Source organism: Mechercharimyces mesophilus (assembly GCF_059818345.1).
In genome coordinates this window covers 11,736-32,035 of record NZ_JCBAPH010000002.1, presented here as the reverse complement: position 1 = coordinate 32,035, position 20,300 = coordinate 11,736, and the positions used below count along the sequence as shown (strand labels likewise).

Sequence of the window (20,300 nt, the reverse complement as noted above, 5' to 3'; positions counted from 1 at the left end):
TCAGATGAATGAAAGGGGAGAAGAGAAGAAGAGGCCTCGCTTTCGTGTCTTGATCCTAAGTTGGGAATATCCTCCCCGTGTGGTAGGTGGGTTAGCTACTGCCGTGTGGGGTTTAGCAAGGAATTTATCTAAACATGATGTCGAAGTACATGTTGTAACCAATGCGGCGAAGAATGCTCCTTTTTTTGAGATAAATGAAGGTGTTCACATTCACCGTCTTCGAAACTTGATTGGTAATCATGTAGGGGACGGTTTTGATTGGATATTTCATATGAATTTAGATTTGGTCATGGAAGTGGAACGCCTCGTATCTGAAGGCCTTCAGTTTGATGTTATGCATAGTCATGATTGGCTGGTATATTATGCGGGGGCCTGTCTACAAGAAAAGTACGCTTTTCCTTACGTAGCAACCTTCCATCAGATTCAAGCTTTGCGCAATCGTGCCTCACGTGTGATGGAAACGGAGTATGATATCGGTCATGAGAATGAGATCAAGCTGATTAAAACAGCGGATAGATTTATAACAGTAAGCAATTGGATGGCTGAAGAGATGCGCGAAGTATTGGGGATGCCTGAGGATAAATACGTGGCTGTTATTCCCAATGGAGTTGAGCTTCCTACAGACGAGATAGAAGAACCGACTTTAAGGAAACTCCGTGGTCAATATGCTACCCCTGAGGAAAAATTGCTTTTGTTTGTGGGAAGGTTGGCGGGTGAAAAGGGGATTGACCTTCTCTTGGATGCCCTTCCTGAGGTGTTAATAAAGCATCCCCAACTGAAAGTACTTATTGCTGGGGAGGGTTATTTAGAGCAGAAATTAAAGGAACATCGGGATCGCTTGCAATTGCAAGAAACCGTAAACTTTTTAGGGTTTATCGATGATGAGGCGCGTGATCAACTTTATCGTGTGGCAGACTTATGTGTCTTTCCTAGCTTTTTCGAGGCGTTTGGGATCGTAGCCTTAGAAGCGATGTCCTTTCAAACGCCGGTTATTGCATCAGATACAGGAGGGTTAAAGGAAGTAGTGCTGGATCAAAAAAATGGCTTATCGATAAAAAGTGAAAGTGTGGATTCGCTTGTGGAGAAAATGATTTGGGCATTGGATCATCCACAAGAAATGAAGACAATGGCTACGTATGCATATAGCCAATTGGAGAAGCACTATGATTGGTTTCAGATTGCGAGGGAGACGATTTTCGTCTATGAAGAAGCGATAAAAATGAATCAAGGGAGGTTGTGACCCAGTGTATGGAACATATATAGGTAATAACAGGATGATAATCCGTTTAAAAGAAGGGGGCAGGCTACGGATTCCTGCAGATAACTTAGTGATGACTCCTACACTCATTACCGAAGGGGAATACAACACAGCCATTACTCGATTTTTAAAACATCACATTGTCAGGAACCAAGTTGTGGTGGATGTTGGGGCAGGCTTCGGGTACTACTCTGTTTTAATGGGAAGGCGTATTGGTTCACAAGGAAGGTGTATTTCTTATGAGCCTTGTCCGAACACTTATCGTTATTTGAGGGATAACTTAACCATTAATTCTTTAGAAGGGCATGCCAAGGCTTGGAATTTGGCGGCTGCTTCTTCGGGATGTCATAGAGTGAAGATAAGTGCAAGGAATGAAAATAACATACAGAAAGATTCGGACGAGAGAGACGTCGAAGTAGAGGCGGTATCACTGAACGAGCATCTTCATTATCTTCCAAGGATTGACTTTATGAGAGTAGGGGTTCGAAAAGACCAATTAGACGTCATGATGGGGTTATCAGAATTGGTGAAAGAGAAAATCCATCTCCTGTTATTCATGCTTGATTCGACGTTAGCAGAAGAAAAAGTGCTCCCATTAAAAGAATTGATCACCATTTTTCAGAGCAATTATGGCAAGAAACTATGCGTGGTTCATCCAGATGGAGAATTGGCTCCTATCGAGTTAAAGGTGGCTTTTGAATTTAAGGAGCATCCTCTTCCATTAGCATTGGCATCCTGGTAAGACGATAGAATAACAGTAGGGATTTTGATGAAGAGGATCAACAATACACAGACAGCACCCCCCGTATGTGAGGGTGCTGAAATTTTTGAAATTTATATTAGAAGAGAATGTTTTACAGTCATAATGCGAATGTACCATTACGCTACTTGGAGGATTTTTTATGACGAGTGATTCGGAGAGGATTTTTGGGGATGGCTTTTTTTTGTTCCAATTTTTTAGTATGAAAAGAGCGATGGGTGGTAGTGAGAGAAGGGTTTAGAACAACAAAAGGGGTTTCGGGTAAGACCGCTGTAAATGGGGTCTGAAGCACAGTGCCGAATACGGTGATAACTTGACCACCGAAGACCGTGATCGTGCCTTCTACGGACAGTAGAACCTCAAAATTATTTACGGCTGTAACGAATTCAGGTACTGTTGTGAAGACGCTTAGATCATCACTTGTAAATGTACCAAAAAGGTTTCTTCCATCTACGAATCCCGGTAGGGATAATTCAGTATCCGCGCTATTCATGACTTCTTTTAAATTGACGACGGTTTGCTGTTCCCCTTCCACAAGAGTAGTTAATTCTGCTCTTCTTAGCGGAGAACCGAGGTTGGCAGCGGAAAGTGTAAATTGGACGCTGGTTTGCGAAGAGTCTACTAGCAAGCAATTTTGTGCGGAATAAATCTGTGAGAAGAAGTTAATGGAGAATGAGGCACAGGAGAGCTGAGCGTTTGTCGAGTTCATATCATTTTCGCTACGAGTAGTAGCATCGGCGATGCAAGAGGGCGATATCGAGTGATCGATTCTGCTACTCTTCGTAACAGTATTCACCTCCTTGAATGAGTGGAGAAGGGATGAATCCAGTCTCCTACTATATATATTTTGATTTCTTAGCATCGGTGAGGATGGGGAGCAAAAATGAGAGAGTGTCTGCCAAAGGGATCTCTTGCCCCCTTCACCATGAAGGGGGCTTGCAAGTTACCCCTGTTTCTTTGATCCTATCGATCTTCACTCAGAACTTCTGCTTGATTTGCCCATTCTAGAGTGAGTGCTTCAATCTTTTCTTCTAGTTCACTTAACTGGGTTTGTAGTGGTTGGCTTTTTTCGGGGTCTTGAAAGTTCTCTGGTTGGCAGAGCTCCTCTTCAATCCGTCCTTTTTCTTTTTCCATTTGAGCAATGTTTGCTTCTAATGTGGCAAGGTGTTCTTCCGCGGCTTGTTTTTGCTTTTGCTGTTGTCTCTCTTTCCGTTGTTGTTCTTTGTTGGAGGTGGGCTTCTTTATGGCTTTGGGAGTGACGACTTCTTGTTGCTCTTCATAAGCAAGAAATTGATCGAAATTGCCCTCGAAACGAATGAAGCCGGTGGGTGTAAGTTTGAGAATATGCGTGGCTAACTTATTAATAAAGTAGCGATCGTGTGAGATGAATAAAAGCGTTCCCGTATATTGATGGAGTGCTTCCTCCAGTCGCTCTTTACTGGGCATATCCAAATGGTTGGTGGGCTCATCCATCAAGAGGAGATTGGCGCGGTTGATCATGCGTTTTAACAAAGAGAGACGCGCTTTTTCGCCTCCGGACAAGGAGGATACTTGCTTAAACACATCCTCGCCTTGAAAGAGAAATTGCCCCAAATAGGAGCGGACGGTTGTCTGATCCAAGCGGGGGTGAGCGTTCCACAATTCGTCCAGTACGGTATTTTCAAGAGTAAGCCCCGTTTGTTCTTGATCGTATAGATCCATCTGTACGCCTGTACCAAAACGGACCTCACCTGCGAGTGCTGGAAGTGTACCGGCTATCGTTTTGAGCAAAGTGGTTTTGCCGGTGCCATTGGGTCCAAGGAGTGCGACTCGCTCGCCTCGCTGAATATGAAAAGAGAGATCTTGTGCCAATACTTGATTGGGATAACCGATGCTGAGATTGTCTATCGTTAGGACCTCTTGTCCACTTGTCTGAGCGGTAGGGAAGCGGATGGCCGCATTTTTTCGCTCTTTTGGTGGTGCATCGATCCGGTCCATCTTCTCCAGTGCCTTGCGTCGGCTTTGTGCGCGCTTGGTTGTGGATGCGCGTGCGATATTGCGTTGGACAAAATCCTCCATTTGTCCAATCTCCGCTTGTTGCTTCTCATAGGCTTGTTGCCATTCGGCAAGGCGCTCTTCTTTTTCAATGAGGTAACGGGTATAATTGCCAGTGTAACGGGTGACTTGATGCCGGTCCACCTCATAAATGATTTGTACCAATTGATCGAGAAAGTAGCGATCGTGAGAAACCAAGAGGAGGGCAGCGGGGTACTGGGACAAAGTTTGTTCCAGCCAGCGTAAGGCCTCCATGTCCAGGTAGTTGGTGGGTTCATCTAGAATGAGAAGGTCGGGCTCTTCTAACAGCATCTTTGCCAATGCCACCCTTGTTTTTTGCCCGCCACTCAAGGTGTGAATGGGAGTCTCCTCCCACGATAATGCCGCTAATCCCAATCCATGAAGCGCACCGCGGATACGGGCTTCATATTGATATCCCCCTCTTCGCTCGAAGGTTTCTTGCAGTTTCGCATACTGGGCCAATACTTTCTCATATCGCTCTTCGTTTGCTAATACCTCAGGTTGCCCCATCGACGTTTCCAGCTTACGGAGGCTTTCCTCCATTGTGCGTAATTCAGCAAATACGGACAGCATCTCATCCCAAATGGTTCGTGTGGACTCGAGGCCACTGGTCTGGGCGAGATAGCCGATATGCGCGTTCTTAGCACGTTGTATCTCTCCCTGATCTGCTTCTAACTGTCCGAGAATCACCTTGAGTAAGGTGGTTTTGCCGGCACCATTGGGACCGACAATGCCGACGCGTTCCTTCTGGTTAATACGTAGATCGGCGTTCCGAAATACAGGCGTGGCTCCGAAGGATTTGGATACTTTTTTTATTTGTAACAGATTCATCGGGTTCACCTCATTTTTCCTATTCCAGTGTAGCGCAAATAGCGGTTTATCGGCAAATGGAGAAGAGAGGAACGAAAGGGCAGGAAACGGAGCTAGAATTTCGGTCGAGGGAATGAGGGATAAAGGCTGGATAGGGAGGAAAGGAAATGAACCTTCGTAGTGAGAAGGAAGCTTTGCGTCAGCAGATGAAAAGACAAAGAAGCGAGATGGAAACGCACGAGAGGGAGAAGCAATCGAAGGCGGTTTGTCGACAGATACAGAAGCTATCGGTGTTTCAACAGGCAAATACGGTATTGTTTTATATGCCCTTCCGTCAGGAAGTAGATATTCGTCCAGTGATGGAGATAGGGTGGGAACAAGAAAAGCAGATTGCTTTACCGAAAACCGATTCGGTTGGAAAAAGGTTGACCCTTTATCGTGTGGATCGTGGTGATGACTGGGAAGAAGGAGCTTATGGAATTCAAGAGCCACGTGCTACTCCAGAGAAGGAAATCACTCCGACTACTGTGGATGTCGTAATCGTACCGGGTCTAGCGTTTGATGAAGCTGGTTACCGCTTGGGATATGGCGGAGGATATTATGATCGTTTCTTTGCTAACCAATTATCTTCTCACTGCATACGGATAGGCGTGGCCTATCCTTGGCAGATCGTCCCTACCGTCTATCCGGAAAAACATGATGAGCGGTTGCACTATGTCGTAACTGCGAATCGGGTGGTTGCCATTTCACTTGAGAAAGATCGTCCTGTGATGGAGTAAATTGTTATTGTGAACGTATCGATCCCACCACCTGCTCACTCGTCCTCTTTCATTATGCTATACTAATGGTTGAGAATGCACGAAGAATCATTCGTTTTTTCCGCGAAGGATATATCAAGTTTCACTTGGAGGATGCCCTATGTCTCAAGAAACTCAGATTCCAAAGGTAACCGCCAAACGTCTTCCGTTGTACTATCGTTATCTGGAGAAGCTTCATGGAATCGGAAAGCAGCGCGTATCGTCTACACAGCTGAGCGAAGCACTCCAGATTGATTCCGCTACTATACGCCGGGATTTCTCTTACCTAGGAGAACTAGGGAAAAAGGGATACGGCTACAATGTAAAATATCTATTACAATTCTTGCGTGACTTTTTACACCAGGATGAGGTAACCAATGTCGTGTTGGTCGGTGTGGGCTATCTAGGGACGGCGCTTCTCCGCTACAACTTTTATCGTAGCCACAGTACGAAGATTGTGGCAGGGTTTGATACAGATAAAGCGAAAATTGGACGTGAGATTGATGATATCCCCGTCTTTCCAATGGCAAGGATGCCAGATATCTGCCAGCTTCACCAAGTGGAAGTGGCGATTTTGACGGTTCCTGCCAACGTAGCACAGACCACAACAGATCAAATTGTGGATTCAGGGATCAAAGGAATTCTTAATTTCAGTCCGTCCCGCATTACGGCACCACCACCTACCCGTATTCATCATATTGACTTAACGACTGAATTACAGACATTGATCTACTTCTTGAAAAATTTCCCGGAAGGTGTTGGTGAGGAAGATTCTTTTCCGCTCCGATAGCCTCTTACTTTGTGAACTAAAGGAAGGATTCCGATGACAGAGCAAGAGCAAAACCAAACCGCACTAGACCATTTTGTTGAGTTACGTAAACGTATTTTGTGGGTGCTGGGGACGTTTGTTATCACGATGGGAGGAGGAATCTACTTTGCCGGTCCGCTTATTCAGTGGTTTAAAGGCTGGCGAGCATTAGATGGATTCTCTCTCCACATTTTTAATCCGATGGACCCATTAACCGTCATTATGCAGTTCGCCTTCGTCATTTCTTTTTGCTTAACTCTCCCGGTTCTCTTATATCAAATATGGAAATTTGTAAAACCTGGTTTGATGCCACACGAACAGCGGGCAACGCTCATCTATATTCCGGTTGCTGTCTTCTTGTTTGCACTGGGATTAAGCTTTGGATTGTTTATTGTTTTTCCTTTCCTACTCTCGTTTATGGGTAATTTGAATGGAATTATTGGCGCAGAGATGACCTATGGTATATATGAAGTGTTTGCCTTTATGTTTCGTATCTGTTTTCCGATGGCCGTTTTATTTGAACTGCCCATCGTGGTTCTGTTCCTCACACGTCTTAGAATTTTGAGACCAGGTATGTTACGTAAGGGACGACGTTATGCCTATGTGGCATTGATTGTGGTGGCGGCTCTCATTACCCCACCTGACTTTGTCTCTAATGTACTGGTGGCCATTCCACTTTTCTTACTTTATGAGATCAGTATCGGTCTCTGTGCTTGGTTGGATCGTCGTCTAATCAAGTTGGATGAAGAGCGTGAACGCATGTGGCAAGAAAGGCATAACAGTGAGTCTTCAACAATAGAATAGACCAAGCTTCGAAATGAAAAGCCACTGGCAGTTAACCAGTGGCTTTCCTGCGATACAAACAGAGTGAAGTTTCATTTGATTATGGATACAACGTGGAAAACAGACTCTCTCTGGTTAGAACTTTCGCTGTTTTGGAATAGACAATCACAGGAGACCTACCTTCTATGTATTGAATCATGCGCACAAATTTTTTTGGTAAAGGTCTTGCAAAATGACCGCAAGAAGAATATCATAATAATGGGTGTTAGCACTCGAGCTTAATGAGTGCTAACAAAAAAATAATGAATTCCGCTTGATATGAAGGAGGGTTTTCTAGTGATCAAACCATTGGGTGATCGGATCGTATTGGAAGCGATCGAACAAGAGGAAACGACTGCAAGTGGGATAGTCCTACCAGAAGCAGCGAAAGAAAAACCGCAAGAAGGTAAAGTGATTGCGGTAGGTAGTGGCCGTTATGAAAACGGTAATAAAATCGAGTTAGAAGTTAAAGAAGGCGACCGTGTCATCTTTTCCAAATATGCCGGCACTGAAGTTAAAGTCGGTGAAAGCGAATACTTAGTTTTGCGTGAGAGTGATGTATTGGCGATTGTGGAATAGTTACTTGACTGTTTCGATTATCGATTAAGAAGAGAGGTTCCTACTTCTTCTGTACTGTAGGTACCTCACCCTTGAGATAAAGGGGAGGTACTCTGACAGAGGCTGTCAGGGCTTCGCTTGTGATGCACTTTCAAGTAGGAAGAGGAATACTATCCAATCCTACTACTAGGAGGGGGACATAAACGATGGCAAAAGAAATCAAGTTTGGTGAAACAGCTCGTCGTTCCATGCTAAGCGGGGTAGATTCGCTCGCAAATGCAGTAAAAGTAACACTTGGACCGAAAGGGCGCAATGTTGTTCTCGAAAAGAAATTTGGCTCTCCACTCATTACCAATGACGGTGTGACCATCGCCAAAGAGATCGAGCTGGATGATCACTTTGAAAACATGGGTGCACAATTGGTTAAAGAAGTTGCGACCAAAACCAACGATGTAGCAGGTGACGGAACCACCACCGCGACAGTTCTGGCTCAAGCGATGATCCGTGAAGGGCTGAAAAACGTGGCTGCAGGTGCCAATCCGATGATCGTGCGCAAAGGGATTGAAAAAGCAGTAATCGCTGCAGTAGAAGAAATCAAGAAGATTTCGGTACCAATCGAAGGCAAAGAGTCGATTACGCAAGTGGCTTCGATCTCTGCTAACGATGAAGAAGTAGGTCAACTCATCGCAGAAGCTATGGAAAAAGTGGGTAACGACGGTGTGATCACTGTTGAAGAATCCAAAGGATTTACCACTGAGTTGGAAGTAGTGGAAGGAATGCAATTTGACCGTGGTTACATCTCTCCTTACATGGTAACGGACTCGGATAAGATGGAAGCCGTGTTGGATGAACCTTACATCCTTATCACCGACAAGAAGATCAGCAATGTACAAGAAATTCTACCACTCCTCGAAAAAGTGGTTCAACAAGGAAAGCCACTCTTGATTGTTGCAGAAGACCTTGAAGGGGAAGCTTTGGCTACCTTAGTCGTAAACAAATTGCGTGGAACCTTTAACGCCGTAGCTGTCAAAGCTCCTGGCTTTGGTGACCGTCGTAAATCGATGCTACAAGATATTGCTACCCTCACCGGTGGTCAAGTAGTGACCGAAGAAGTGGGCATGGACCTGAAAACGGCTGATATGAATGTTCTCGGTCGCGCTCGTCAAATTCGTGTAACCAAAGAAGATACCATTATGGTAGATGGCTTTGGAGATCGCGGAGAGATCAACGCTCGTGTAGGTCAAATCCGTAAGCAATTGGAAGACACCACTTCCGAGTTTGATAAAGAGAAGCTACAAGAGCGTTTGGCTAAATTGGCTGGCGGTGTAGCAGTCATCAAAGTAGGTGCTGCTTCCGAAACCGAATTGAAAGAGAAAAAACTACGCATTGAAGATGCTCTCAACTCCACCCGTGCGGCTGTAGAAGAAGGTATCGTATCCGGTGGCGGTACGGCACTGGTTAACGTGATTCGTGCGGTAGAAAGTGTGGAAACCTCAGGTGATGCTTCCACAGGCGTGAGCATTGTGAAGCGTGCACTGGAAGAACCAATCCGACAAATCGCGTTTAACGCAGGCCAAGAAGGCTCTGTTATCGTTGAGCGTCTGAAGAAAGAAGAAGTAGGCTTTGGCTACAACGCATTGACCGACGAGTGGGTAGACATGGTGAAATCCGGTATCGTTGATCCGGCGAAGGTAACCCGTTCTGCATTGCAAAATGCAGCCTCTGTTGCCGCGATGTTCCTCACCACGGAAGCGGTTGTTGCAGATGAGCCGGAAGATGAAGATGCAGCCGGTGCTCCAGGTATGGATGCCATGGGCGGCATGGGCGGTATGGGTGGAATGGGCGGCATGATGTAATTTGTGCCACCAAAGAAGCTTGATGGAAATAGATTTGATTGTGGGTTAACGTCCTTGACCCACAGTAGGTCAAAATCAGAGGTTTCTCATAAGTTCAGCGAACTTTTGGGAAGCCTCTTTCTTTTTAGGTTTTGGCATAAAGAGAGGAACTTGTCTATGACAACCTCCTAATAGGGAAATAGTAAATGGTTAGCTTCAACCTAGACCCACATTACATATTTATTTCGTATATGTTATAGCGAATATATCCGCCAAATTCGTGTACTTGAACTACGTAGTTACCATACATAGCGATGTCTGAGTTTGTACCATATTCTCTTAGGGAGTTGTCTCCAGTATTTAACCATTGCAAAGTGTCTAAGTTATCGGACTCTGACCGAACTTTTTGACCAATCCTGTAATCAAGCATACTGTTATTGTACTTATTCTGGAAAAATTCAACTATCAGTCCATCCGCATTGCCGGCTATGCTCGATTTAGGGGATGGTATTCCACGAGGAGGTTTAAACCCATCATGAAACCCACTACCGGGTAGTTCATGCATTGGCTCGTGTAGATAATTCATTCCTCCAAAATAAGCTTGGTCGGTTGTAACAATTGGGAAATTGTTTACAAATGCTACATCAGGATTGTCTTCATCATCTATCTGATAATCATGGCCGGTAAACGGTGACCTATGTTTATAGTCTGAGATGAATCCCCACTCGTAATCAGCGCTCACATAGCGTAAGGAATCACCTTTTTCATAAACGAAAAGCAGTTCATTTTTCTTTCTATTTGCGGTAAAAGCAACAGATGGATTTTCTCCTTGATTATCATAAATATACTTATTGTTCTTCCAAACGAGGCCCGTTCTATCCATCCATGCAGTATCCACATACAACGTCCCAGAACGGCTGTATGTCACAACCGCATATCCATCATCTGTTAGAGCAACACTTGGATTTTGTCCCTCGGAAAAGAATTGCTTTTTTGTCCTCCAAAAAATACTGTCTCCTTTTGTTGTGATTTCTCCCAGATAATAGAAAATATGACCATCTTCTTGACCCACAACAACGACTCGTCCATCCTCAGACACAGCGATATTTGGTAATTCCCCTTCGGTAATAGCAGAACCGGATGTGTTTGTAAGGCTGGTTAGTGTCGGTGTCTTAGCAGCAAATGCTAGATTTGAAAAAGAGAAAGAGACTAAGGTGAAGATTGCGACAAGTATAGCCAAACTTTTAGATATGGTGCTTTTCTTCATGATGCTTGATACTCTCCTCTACGATGTTTTGTTTAGTGCAAATCAACTATAACACAATCTATAGAGTTAGTAATACGCCTTTATTTAGATTGTTTACTATTTTTCATATAATTTCTACATCACGAGAGAGGGCTTATTCCTGTTTTGTATACGCTTTTTTCCATACTCTGTTTTTGGGCGATAGATATCGTAGTCCGAGAGGGAAAAGGCGGAAAGACCTGTACCCTGTATCTCTCCCGTAAGGTCGTTCGACTCCTTCGAGACTTATCTGTTTTTACATCCTCATACTTCTCAGCAATATAATCAAACAATTCTAACATATCCGGTTTTACATTTTTAAAGTCGGAGTCTGGGAACTTCGTTTTTATTCGTTCCCAGACTTCCTCAGATACCCTATCTATTAATTATTATCTTCTTCAATCAACACACCATCTGCGCCTTGAATCTCAACCCATCCGTGCTTCTGTCGTGCTTCCATCTCTAATTTCTTAAGGATCTCAGATGTAATTGATTTCGCAATCAATTCATTAGCCTTAGCTTCCCCTTTTGCTTTTTCAATTTCAGCATCAGCAATACCTTGAGCTTCAATCAATTGCTTTTCAGCAATCTCTTGCGCTTTTTCTTTCTCAATTTTCAAGGCTTCCAATTCTTGCTGACGATTAACCACTTCTTGAATCGCTTTTTGCGTTTCTTTATCAGGTGTTGGCGTTCCAAATACAACGTTTTCGATCAAGAAACCATGGTCTTTCACGTCTTTTGTAAACTCTTCAAGGATCTCTGCTTTGATCTTTTCTCGGTTTTGAAAAACTTCTAGGATCGTATACTTTGATGTCACTTCAAGCGCAGTGTCTTTGATTCGAGCTTTCAACCACGTTTCTTCAATTGCTTCGGGACTTTGACCTTTGAACTTATCATATATGTAAGGCAACTTCTCCACGTCGTTAAAGTATTCAACTGTGATATCCACTGTTAATGGCTTCCCATCACGAGTAGCTAGTGGTAGTTCCCCATAATCAATGGTTTCAGTAGAGACAGGATACTCGGTGATACGTTCAATCGGATTCACGAAGTGTAAACCTTGACTTAGTGTCTTATCCTTCACACCTTCAGAACGAGAATAAACAACTCCTGCATGACCTTGGTTGATTGTTTCTGTGAAAGACACCCATGCAATAATCCCAGCAATAAACACGGCTATAGCAATTCCAATTTTTTTAAGTGTTTTTAATCCCAATTATTTATCCCCTTTATTCTTCTTATCCTTATCGACAATCTCTTCTGCAATGATCCAAGAAACTAAGGCGACAGTCACGGTTATAAAAATAATCCAACTCATCTTCTTACTTATCACCTCCTTTACTAAAATTCAACTTATTATCCAGATTAAAGTTTAAAATATTAACTGACTTTTTCTCATCGTTTTACTAAACATTATACATCATCTCCTCATATTTGGTTATCATTAATTACTTATAATTTTTCTTTTTAAAGTAAATGTGAAAGACCTCTGGCTACATACAAAAAACGCCTGTATTCTTCGATGATGCAGGCGATTTCTTGTGTAAAAAAGCATTGGATGGTCGGCCTGACATTGCATGGATGCTAGTAGAAGAGCATATTCTTCATCCGAAGAGGCATATACTTCCTATTATTGATGAATGATTGTCATAGGGAGTGTAGGCATGGCGATGATTACTGAAAAAAAGCGACTGGTCTTTAACTGTGTAAAAGGAAAAAATGAAGAAGAAGGTGTATTGAAAGCTGAAGGTAGGGGAACCCAATTCCGATTTCATCAGGACTATGTTGAGTATATCTTTGACACCGATGGAAGCGAAGAAAAGCTATCCTTTCAGTTTATCGATGCGAATCCAGAGCTCCAAGTACATACATCCAAAAACAACGAAAAGATATATTATAAGAATGTTTGGTCAGGTATCGATTTGATATTCTACGGGGATGAGGAACAGCTGGAATACGACGTTGTGGTTCACCGAGGCGCTTCGATGGAACAAATCCACTTTTTTTATGAAGGGGGAGAGGGTTTATCTCTGACTTCTGAAGGGGAGCTATGCATCCATACAAGAAGGAGCACCCTTCGCGAGAGCAAGCCGATTGGATACCAGTGGTTACAAAATAAAAGAGTAACCATCAACACGCATTTTTTTCTACGCTCCGCTCACTCTTTTGGAATCAAGGTAAAGGGTGAGTACAATCGGTCACAAACATTACTCATTGATCCTGTCGTCTTTTATGCCACCTATTTAGGTGGCTCCGATATTGACCAAGGAAGAGGGATTGTGGCGGATTCTACAGGGAGTGCCTATGTGACCGGGGGAACCATCTCTGCTAATTTCCCTGTTACAACAGGCTCCTTTCAAAGTAGAATTGCCGGTGGGATGGATGCGTTTGTCACAAAGTTTAATCCGTCAGGGTCTGCTCTTGTCTACTCTACTTTCCTGGGTGGAAGTCGAGAAGATAGAGGAAATGCCATCGCACTGGACCTAGCTGATCGGGTTTATGTGACGGGATATACCGCGTCTACTAACTTTCCAGTAGTGATGGATTCATTCCAAACCATTTTGGCTGGAGCATCCGATGCCTTTATCAGTAAGCTAAGTCAAGACGGCTCGGCTCTTCTTTATTCCACCTATTTAGGAGGAAGAGGAGGACAAAGAACCGTCGGGAACGGTATTGCCGTCGATATTAATCAAAATGCTTACATTGTGGGCTCTACCGATTCGACGAATTTTCCTATAACATCAGGAGCCTTTCAGACTATATTTAAAGGAACCCCCTTTAGTGCCTTTGTAACCAAGCTGAATGCTGTGGGAAACGCTCTTGTTTATTCTACTTTCCTAGGAGGAAGAGAGCGAAATTTGGGTCGTGGCATTGCGATAGATAAGGAATTTCAAGCTTATGTGACAGGGCAAACCAATTCGACAAATTTTCCAACGACGTCTGGCGCATTTCAAACATTCAAAAATGGAATTGACAGCAATGATGCTTTTATCACGAAACTGAATGAAAATGGATCGGCTTTGATCTATTCTACGTATTTAGGAGGATTTCTAGAGGATAGAGGAACAGCGATTGCTGTAGATAGTCAAAGTCATGCTTATGTTATTGGTTTAACCACTTCACCCGATCTACCAACCACAACCAATGCCTTTCAAACATTATTTGGAGGAGCCAGTGATGCTTTTGTTGTCAAATTTACGAAAGATGGGAGCAATCTCGTCTATCTAACCTATCTAGGAGGGAAGAGAAGAGAACAAGGGTTAGGAATTGCCGTCGATTCCCTAGGATCTGCTTGGGTGACCGGCCCCACAAACTCTACCAACTTTCCCGTTTCACCGGATGCTTTTCAAGCGAGACTTACTAGTCCCTCTTCTCTTTTTAGTGATGCCTTTATTGCACAATTAAGCTATTCTGGTCGCGGACTTTCTTTCTCCTCTTATCTTGGTGGAAGTAGTCTGGATAGTGGGCAAGCGATTACGCTGGATCAGGAAGAGAATCCTTATATCACAGGTCAAACACTTTCTCCTGATTTTCCGACGACCAAGGATGCCTTTCAATCGCTCTTTGGAGATGGATTAGCGGATGCTTTTGTTGCAAAGGTAGGATTATCCCCTTCTAAAGGAGATAGTAAAAAGCAAAGGTGAACATTCTACGTAGATGAACGCACGAATGTGTCTTTTTTGGGATGAAAATGGTCAAGAGAGCTCCATTTGGCGAAACGTTTAAATGTTTGATTGTAGAAGTTAAGGCTCTGCCTATTCTTCCTAGAAGCCGTTTCTTCTTGTTATTTGCAAGAAGAAACGGCTTCTTATAAGAAGGATGAAGCGACGGGGCAAGCTGCCAGGAAGTCCTTGCAATGGCTTGGGTTTTTATCTTCCGTTTAGTATAAAGGACGCTCACGAAACCACAACGTACAAATCCACTTCTCGCCTTCCTCGACAGGACAACCTTGATGCAAGGAGAGAGGGTGTTTTTCATTTGTTCCCTGCTTACAGTTTTGGAAGAACAATAGCTTGCCAGTCTGTGGGTGGATCGATAAGTCGAGTTGAGGAAAGGTGGTTTCTCCACCAGCAGAGACTTCATTTAAGTAGAGGAGAGCGGTGTATAACCGTTGTCCTCTGTTTTGTACGCGTTTTTTCCCATACTCTGTTTTTGTGCGATAAACATCGTAATGTGCGTTAAACTTGCCTCCCACCGGATAGTAGGCAATCTGCAAAGGTTCACAATAGCGAAGAGGGTGTGACACAGTGGAAGCTATCTTCTGACAGATGGTTTTTACAATGGGAGCGGCATCATGTCTTTTCCATGCGATCTCCGATGTTCGCTCTTTTCCATGACCAAAAGCTTCCACGGGAGTGAGCGATTCTTTAGCTAGAGTGATTAATTCTTGACACTGGTCTGAAGGGATCACTTCTTCGTAACACGTGACTAACGGATCTGAATTGAGAAGGGTGTGGTTCACTTTTTGTATGCCGTGCTCTATGGACCTTCGTACGAAACATGAGCATCCATAGGGAGAAGAACGTGCGTTTTGCATAAGAAAAGAGGAAGGGTTTTCACCCTTCTATTACCAGAAGGATGATGTTCATCCAACAATACATCGCTTCCTCAAATGAAGACTTTCCTAGAAAACGCTTCTCCTGCACGCCTCCTTTCCGTTACAATAAGATGGTAGGTACTGATGTTATGCGAAAAGAGATGGATTCTTAATGAGTTTATGCATCAAGAGCGTGGCTTGTGCTACTTTTTATGGAAAGGTAAGGTTCGCTCTTTGTTGTGTGAAAACAGTATAATAGACAAAATGGAAGGAAAATAGTGTTTTTTGGAGGTTGTGATGACTCAAATGACTCAAGGACAACAGCATGTAGCCAGTTTGGTTGATAATATTGAAAACATCTTGGTAGGAAAACGGGAAACCATAGAGCTGGCAGTGGTAGGGCTTTTAGCAAATGGACATGTTCTCTTAGAAGATGTTCCAGGTGTGGGAAAGACCATGTTAGTACGTGCGTTAGCGAAGTCGATCGGTGGCAGTTTTAAACGTATACAGTTTACACCGGATCTTCTCCCGTCTGATGTGACAGGGGTATCCATCTATAATCAGAAGACAATGGAGTTTGAATTTAGAGCAGGCCCCATTATGGCCAATGTTGTGTTGGCAGACGAAATCAATCGAACTTCTCCCAAAACACAGGCATCGCTTTTGGAAGCATTGGAGGAAGGGAGTGTCACAGTGGATGGGAATACGTACTCTCTGGAACCTCCTTTCTTTGTGATGGCGACACAAAACCCGATTGAATACGAAGGAACGTTTCCCCTTCCTGAAGCGCAGTTGGATCGGTTTTTACTCAAGCTTCAATTGGGTTATCCACAGGTGAGCGATGAATTGGAGATGTTGGACCGAGTGAGAGAGCAGCACCCCATCGAAACCCTCCAGCCTGTGATTACGCCAACAGAATTGCGAGAAATGCAGAAGGAAGTAAGAGGAGTACATATGGACCCTTCACTCAAGGAGTATTTGGTTGAACTGGTTTTGGCAACACGAACCCACAAGCATGTCTATCTAGGTGCTAGCCCGCGTGGATCGATTGCTCTGTATCGGGTGGCACAAGCTTATGCATGGATTCAGGGAAGGTCCTATGTCCTGCCAGATGATATCAAGAGATTGGTACCCGTTACGTTGGTCCATCGCATCATATTAAAGTCGGAAGCGAGATTAAGCGGAATTGGGGTAGATCGTTTGCTTCATGAGGTGTTACAATCCGTGCCTGTTCCTGTCATGGGACGAAAGCAGGTTAAGCAGTTATGAGGAAAGCAAAGGTTTCTCTGCTTTTACTTGTGTTGCTATTGGGTGTTACCTATGCATATGGGCGTTTTCAAGGGGGATTTGTTCCGTGGTTTCTCTTCTATGCGGTGTTACTTCTAGTGGTCTATGAAGGGGCGATCGCTTTTTTCTCGGTCCGGGAGATCGAAGTGAACCGTTCCTTAGCGGCCCATTACTTGACGGCAGGCGATTCGCTACAGGTTCAGCTTCGCTATCGCTTTATTGCTTGGATACCGGTTACTTGGCTATATCTTGTGGATAAAGGAGATATGGCGGAGCATGCTTATGGTTCCAAAAATCGTTTGCTTCTCTTTCCCGGATGGAAAAGAGAAGGGAAAGCCACGTACACTCTCCGACTTACTCAACGGGGTGTTTATCATTTTGATGCTGTGGAAGTAGAGAGTGGAGATGTTTTTGGTCTGATCAAACAGAAATGGGTTCTTCCTGTAGAAGATGAAGTGATGGTTTTTCCAAAAATCTCCCCGATTCGCGAATGGGATACGATGGTGGAGAGTTATATGGGGAGGATGGCTCTTTCGAATCAGTATAGTGAAGATGTTTCCTCCGTGTCAGGTGTGCGTGAGTATGCGAATGGCGATCGCATGAATCGAATTCACTGGAAGGCGAGTGCACGAGGACAAGGATTAAAGGTAAAAGAGTTTGAACATCACGTGATGCGTGAATTCTTCTTTGTGCTTGATGGAGGGAAATCGCTCGATCCTGAATCGTTTGAATGTGGGGTTCGTTTGGTCGCTTCACTCATTTCTTATACCACGCGTCAGCACGAGCGTGCAGGGTTGTTAACCAATGGGAAGACTCCTTCGTACATTCCCATGGGAAACAGTGAGAAGCATTTCGTGCAAGTGTTGAGACATTTGGCGTTGGTGGAGGCAGGTAGCGAGCAACCCATCAGTGAATTATTGCTTCAGTATCGAGGGATGATTCCCCATGGAGCGACGATTGCCTTAATCACATCGGAATTGGATACGGAACTGATGAACCGTCTGGTGGAGCTGTCACTGCGTGCTATTCGGGTGGAGTTGTTTCTCATTGATCTCTCTCGCGACAAGGATGAAAAAAGGAAAGTACAGGTGGCTCGCTTGCAGTCCTTTGGCGTGACTGTCTGGGATATTGGTGATACGCAATGGGAACATTTCGTCAAAGGGGGGACGAAAGTTGGCTCGTCTCTATAAGTGGAATTGGCGCTTAGTGGTTGTACTGCTGCTCCTTCCTCTGCTGTGGTGGGAGTGGCTAAAACCCTTAAAGGAAGCTACCGGCCTTGGGAATATCGGCTGGCTTCTCTTAGGTGGAGGCCTCTTTTTGTTGATCGAACTGTTTGTCGAGAGGCGTTGGTTAACGGGTCTGCTCGCAAGTTTTGTTTCGCTGGTTCTTATACACCAAATCTACTATGCACCCCAAGAGATCATACTCAGCGATCCTGTGTGGTTAAAAGAAGTAGGAAGTGACTTACTCGTGTATGGAGAAGCACTTTTTACAGGCGAGTGGACTACGATGGCTTCCCACCCGCTCCAGACGTTTGCCCTACTCTTGTTTCTCTATTTCTTAACTGTACGTACGTTGCGTGCGCTAATAGAGAAGGCACGATTGTTCCCGCTTATTTTCCTTTCGCTCCTCTACTTTGGCGTACTGGATGCCTTTACTTCTTACGAGGCGACGGCTACGGTTATAGGCTTTGTTGTGGGGGGAATGGTATGCGCAGCTTGGCTTCGTTGGTCGCAACTCAAAGAGCGACTAGAGAAAGCCCCCCAGCCTAAAAGGTGGTACCGCTTTGCCGCTTTGTTCTTGATCGCTGTGCTGGCTGTGGGAATGTCGGCTCCCAAGCCGGTAGCCAGTTGGCCAGACCCAGTCACTTTGCTTGATCTGGGTACAGGAGATGAAGAAGGTACAGGAAATGGAATAGAGAAGAGAAATAGTAAGATTGGCTATGGCTCGGATAATGCCTTCCTGGGTGGATCGCTGAAGCAAGACAATGCGATCGTGTTTACCGCTACCGTGGATGAGAAGTACTATTGGCGCGGGGAGTCGCGGTATTTTTATGATGGGAAGAGGTGGATGAAAGCCTGGGATAATGTTGATACCCATCCATTAGGCAATTTAGAGAAAGGTGATGTAGTTACACCTGATGGAGCATCCCGTTATACCGGCTTGCTGGAATCGGATGAGGCGTTGCTGTTTCATAATGTGAAGACGTTACCCAACGAGGCGCAGGTGGATGTGCAAGTGTCGGATGGTCCGGTTATATTTACACCGGGACAACTTAGAGAATTTATTTATGAAAATCAACCGAGTGATTCCATTGAGATGAACACCGTGGGAGTATGGCTATCCAGTGAGAAAGAAGGACCTTATCATGTTAAAACAGAGATTCCTGTACTCGATCTGGAGCAGTTAAGAAGTGTAGAGACAGAGACGACATTTACGAAAGAAGAGATACAGATGTTTGGTAACCTTCCTCATGATCTCCCAGATCGCGTATTCGAAAAAGCAGAGGAAGTCATCGCTGAGGAAGATAATCAATATGACCGTGTAAAAGCAATCGAACGATACTTAAAGAATGGACCGTTCACTTATGAGACAGATGATGTACCGGAAAGAGGGAATGGACAAGATTTTGTCGACCAGTTCCTCTTCGAGACGAAACGGGGCTACTGCAATCACTTCTCTACCTCGATGGTGGTCATGTTGCGGGCGGTGGGGATTGAGGCCCGATGGGTGAAAGGATATGCCCCTGGCGAAGCGGTCGAGGCAGAAGAAGACCAATATGAGGTGACTGTTCGCCATAGTGATGCGCACTCCTGGGTGGAAGTATATTTTAAAGATATTGGCTGGCTTCCCTTTGAGCCCACCCCGGGCTTTACCAACCCTACTCCGATCATGGGGGAAGGGGAGGAAGAGGAATCAATCGCAGAGCGTGATGAGGATGCGGGTAGCGAGGCAGTGACTGAGAGCCGTGAGAATTCACCACTTGAGAAAGAATTGGATGAAGAAAAAGCTTCATCTTCAGATTCATCTAGCGAGGTAGCGAGACAGGGATGGTATCAGCTGTTAGGTGTTGGGGCAATCGCGCTCCTCTTTATTGGAGGGGGTGTATGGAAGTTTCGACGCACCTTATATTGGCTGTGGCTACTGGGTAGAGGACCGGCAAGAGAAAGGGGAAGAGAGGGCATTATCTCCCTTACTCATCATCTGCTTACCTTATGGAGATGGCACCATGGTCCTCGTCAGCAAGGTGAGACGGTGCGTGAGTATTTGCTACGAGAGAATGGTGTCAGCGCGGTTTCTTCTACCGAGTTGAAGGAAATGGCCATCGTCTATGAAGAGGCACATTATGGACGAAAAGAAGATAGAGAAGGGCATTTACATGAGAAGTTGCATCGGTTGTGGAGAAAACTATTGAAACAGCTGCGACCATGATCTTTTCTTCGTAGGAATCAGAGGATGAAATTTGAATGATAGGGGAGTGGGGAAGG

At 44.5% G+C, this 20,300-nt stretch carries 16 protein-coding genes; 11 read left to right on the top strand and 5 right to left on the bottom strand.

Going from position 1 to position 20,300, the window contains the following annotated elements; translation table 11 throughout:
* Positions 1–4 precede the first annotated feature (4 nt).
* Positions 5–1,240, top strand: a complete 1,236-nt coding sequence (locus AC6RGY_RS07830; protein WP_499861510.1) for a glycosyltransferase family 4 protein — start codon at positions 5–7, stop codon at positions 1,238–1,240.
* A gap of 34 nt (positions 1,241–1,274) precedes the next feature.
* Positions 1,275–2,000 carry an FkbM family methyltransferase gene (locus AC6RGY_RS07825; RefSeq protein WP_499861509.1) on the top strand — a complete coding sequence of 242 codons (726 nt, stop codon included), beginning with the start codon at positions 1,275–1,277 and terminating at the stop codon, positions 1,998–2,000.
* Positions 2,001–2,142: 142 nt separating this feature from the next.
* On the opposite strand, the gene AC6RGY_RS07820 is transcribed toward AC6RGY_RS07825, so the two are convergent.
* Both AC6RGY_RS07820 and AC6RGY_RS07815 read right to left on the bottom strand, forming a co-directional pair.
* Positions 2,143–2,727, bottom strand: coding sequence for a hypothetical protein (locus AC6RGY_RS07820; protein WP_499861508.1), 585 nt, complete (start codon positions 2,725–2,727; stop codon positions 2,143–2,145).
* A 254-nt stretch (positions 2,728–2,981) separates the two neighbouring features.
* Positions 2,982–4,904 carry an ABC-F family ATP-binding cassette domain-containing protein gene (locus AC6RGY_RS07815; protein WP_499861507.1) on the bottom strand — a complete coding sequence of 641 codons (1,923 nt, stop codon included), beginning with the start codon at positions 4,902–4,904 and terminating at the stop codon, positions 2,982–2,984.
* Between the two features lie 146 nt (positions 4,905–5,050).
* Here AC6RGY_RS07815 and AC6RGY_RS07810 point away from each other — a divergent pair, with 146 nt between their 5' ends.
* The 5 genes from AC6RGY_RS07810 (at position 5,051) to groL (ending at position 9,724) form a co-directional block, all read left to right on the top strand.
* A complete protein-coding gene (locus AC6RGY_RS07810) occupies positions 5,051–5,662 on the top strand; it encodes a 5-formyltetrahydrofolate cyclo-ligase (protein WP_499861506.1) in 612 nt (203 codons plus the stop codon).
* Positions 5,663–5,801: 139 nt separating this feature from the next.
* Positions 5,802–6,470 (top strand): redox-sensing transcriptional repressor Rex, encoded by a 669-nt coding sequence (locus AC6RGY_RS07805; protein ID WP_499861505.1) that lies wholly within the window; start codon positions 5,802–5,804, stop codon positions 6,468–6,470.
* A gap of 33 nt (positions 6,471–6,503) precedes the next feature.
* Positions 6,504–7,292: a twin-arginine translocase subunit TatC gene (gene tatC / locus AC6RGY_RS07800; protein WP_499861504.1), complete on the top strand. Its 789-nt coding sequence runs from the start codon at positions 6,504–6,506 to the stop codon at positions 7,290–7,292.
* Between the two features lie 315 nt (positions 7,293–7,607).
* Positions 7,608–7,889 carry a co-chaperone GroES gene (gene groES / locus AC6RGY_RS07795; RefSeq protein ID WP_499861503.1) on the top strand — a complete coding sequence of 94 codons (282 nt, stop codon included), beginning with the start codon at positions 7,608–7,610 and terminating at the stop codon, positions 7,887–7,889.
* Positions 7,890–8,074: 185 nt separating this feature from the next.
* On the top strand, positions 8,075–9,724 hold the full coding sequence (gene groL, locus AC6RGY_RS07790; RefSeq protein ID WP_499861502.1) for a chaperonin GroEL: 1,650 nt from the start codon (positions 8,075–8,077) through the stop codon (positions 9,722–9,724).
* A gap of 211 nt (positions 9,725–9,935) precedes the next feature.
* On the opposite strand, the gene AC6RGY_RS07785 is transcribed toward groL, so the two are convergent.
* Both AC6RGY_RS07785 and AC6RGY_RS07780 read right to left on the bottom strand, forming a co-directional pair.
* A complete protein-coding gene (locus tag AC6RGY_RS07785; protein WP_499861501.1) occupies positions 9,936–10,970 on the bottom strand; it encodes a hypothetical protein in 1,035 nt (344 codons plus the stop codon).
* A 400-nt stretch (positions 10,971–11,370) separates the two neighbouring features.
* Positions 11,371–12,204: a prohibitin family protein gene (locus tag AC6RGY_RS07780; RefSeq protein ID WP_499861500.1), complete on the bottom strand. Its 834-nt coding sequence runs from the start codon at positions 12,202–12,204 to the stop codon at positions 11,371–11,373.
* A 448-nt stretch (positions 12,205–12,652) separates the two neighbouring features.
* Here AC6RGY_RS07780 and AC6RGY_RS07775 point away from each other — a divergent pair, with 448 nt between their 5' ends.
* Entirely contained in the window at positions 12,653–14,632 is a 1,980-nt protein-coding gene (locus tag AC6RGY_RS07775; RefSeq protein WP_499861499.1) for an SBBP repeat-containing protein, read from the top strand.
* Positions 14,633–14,868: 236 nt separating this feature from the next.
* Here AC6RGY_RS07775 and AC6RGY_RS07770 read toward each other — a convergent pair whose 3' ends face one another.
* A complete protein-coding gene (locus tag AC6RGY_RS07770) occupies positions 14,869–15,399 on the bottom strand; it encodes a prolyl hydroxylase family protein (protein ID WP_499861498.1) in 531 nt (176 codons plus the stop codon).
* A gap of 432 nt (positions 15,400–15,831) precedes the next feature.
* Here AC6RGY_RS07770 and AC6RGY_RS07765 point away from each other — a divergent pair, with 432 nt between their 5' ends.
* The 3 genes from AC6RGY_RS07765 to AC6RGY_RS07755 are packed head-to-tail and all read left to right on the top strand — an operon-like array spanning position 15,832 to position 20,244.
* A complete protein-coding gene (locus AC6RGY_RS07765; protein ID WP_499862444.1) occupies positions 15,832–16,794 on the top strand; it encodes an AAA family ATPase in 963 nt (320 codons plus the stop codon).
* Positions 16,791–18,002 (top strand): DUF58 domain-containing protein, encoded by a 1,212-nt coding sequence (locus AC6RGY_RS07760; protein ID WP_499861497.1) that lies wholly within the window; start codon positions 16,791–16,793, stop codon positions 18,000–18,002. The genes AC6RGY_RS07765 and AC6RGY_RS07760 overlap by 4 nt, the downstream gene beginning before the upstream one ends.
* Positions 17,986–20,244 (top strand): transglutaminase-like domain-containing protein, encoded by a 2,259-nt coding sequence (locus tag AC6RGY_RS07755; RefSeq protein ID WP_499861496.1) that lies wholly within the window; start codon positions 17,986–17,988, stop codon positions 20,242–20,244. The genes AC6RGY_RS07760 and AC6RGY_RS07755 overlap by 17 nt, the downstream gene beginning before the upstream one ends.
* The last annotated feature ends 56 nt before the right edge of the window (positions 20,245–20,300 follow it).

Coding starts and splice junctions, on each gene's coding strand:
- groL (WP_499861502.1), top strand. CDS start 8,075: ATGGCAAAAGAAATCAAGTTTGGTGAAACAGCTCGTCGTTCCATGCTA.
- AC6RGY_RS07830 (WP_499861510.1), top strand. CDS start 5: ATGAATGAAAGGGGAGAAGAGAAGAAGAGGCCTCGCTTTCGTGTCTTG.
- tatC (WP_499861504.1), top strand. CDS start 6,504: ATGACAGAGCAAGAGCAAAACCAAACCGCACTAGACCATTTTGTTGAG.
- AC6RGY_RS07760 (WP_499861497.1), top strand. CDS start 16,791: ATGAGGAAAGCAAAGGTTTCTCTGCTTTTACTTGTGTTGCTATTGGGT.
- AC6RGY_RS07785 (WP_499861501.1), bottom strand. CDS start 10,970: ATGAAGAAAAGCACCATATCTAAAAGTTTGGCTATACTTGTCGCAATC.
- AC6RGY_RS07775 (WP_499861499.1), top strand. CDS start 12,653: ATGGCGATGATTACTGAAAAAAAGCGACTGGTCTTTAACTGTGTAAAA.
- AC6RGY_RS07765 (WP_499862444.1), top strand. CDS start 15,832: ATGACTCAAGGACAACAGCATGTAGCCAGTTTGGTTGATAATATTGAA.
- AC6RGY_RS07825 (WP_499861509.1), top strand. CDS start 1,275: ATGATAATCCGTTTAAAAGAAGGGGGCAGGCTACGGATTCCTGCAGAT.
- AC6RGY_RS07820 (WP_499861508.1), bottom strand. CDS start 2,727: ATGAACTCGACAAACGCTCAGCTCTCCTGTGCCTCATTCTCCATTAAC.
- AC6RGY_RS07805 (WP_499861505.1), top strand. CDS start 5,802: ATGTCTCAAGAAACTCAGATTCCAAAGGTAACCGCCAAACGTCTTCCG.
- AC6RGY_RS07810 (WP_499861506.1), top strand. CDS start 5,051: ATGAACCTTCGTAGTGAGAAGGAAGCTTTGCGTCAGCAGATGAAAAGA.
- AC6RGY_RS07815 (WP_499861507.1), bottom strand. CDS start 4,904: ATGAATCTGTTACAAATAAAAAAAGTATCCAAATCCTTCGGAGCCACG.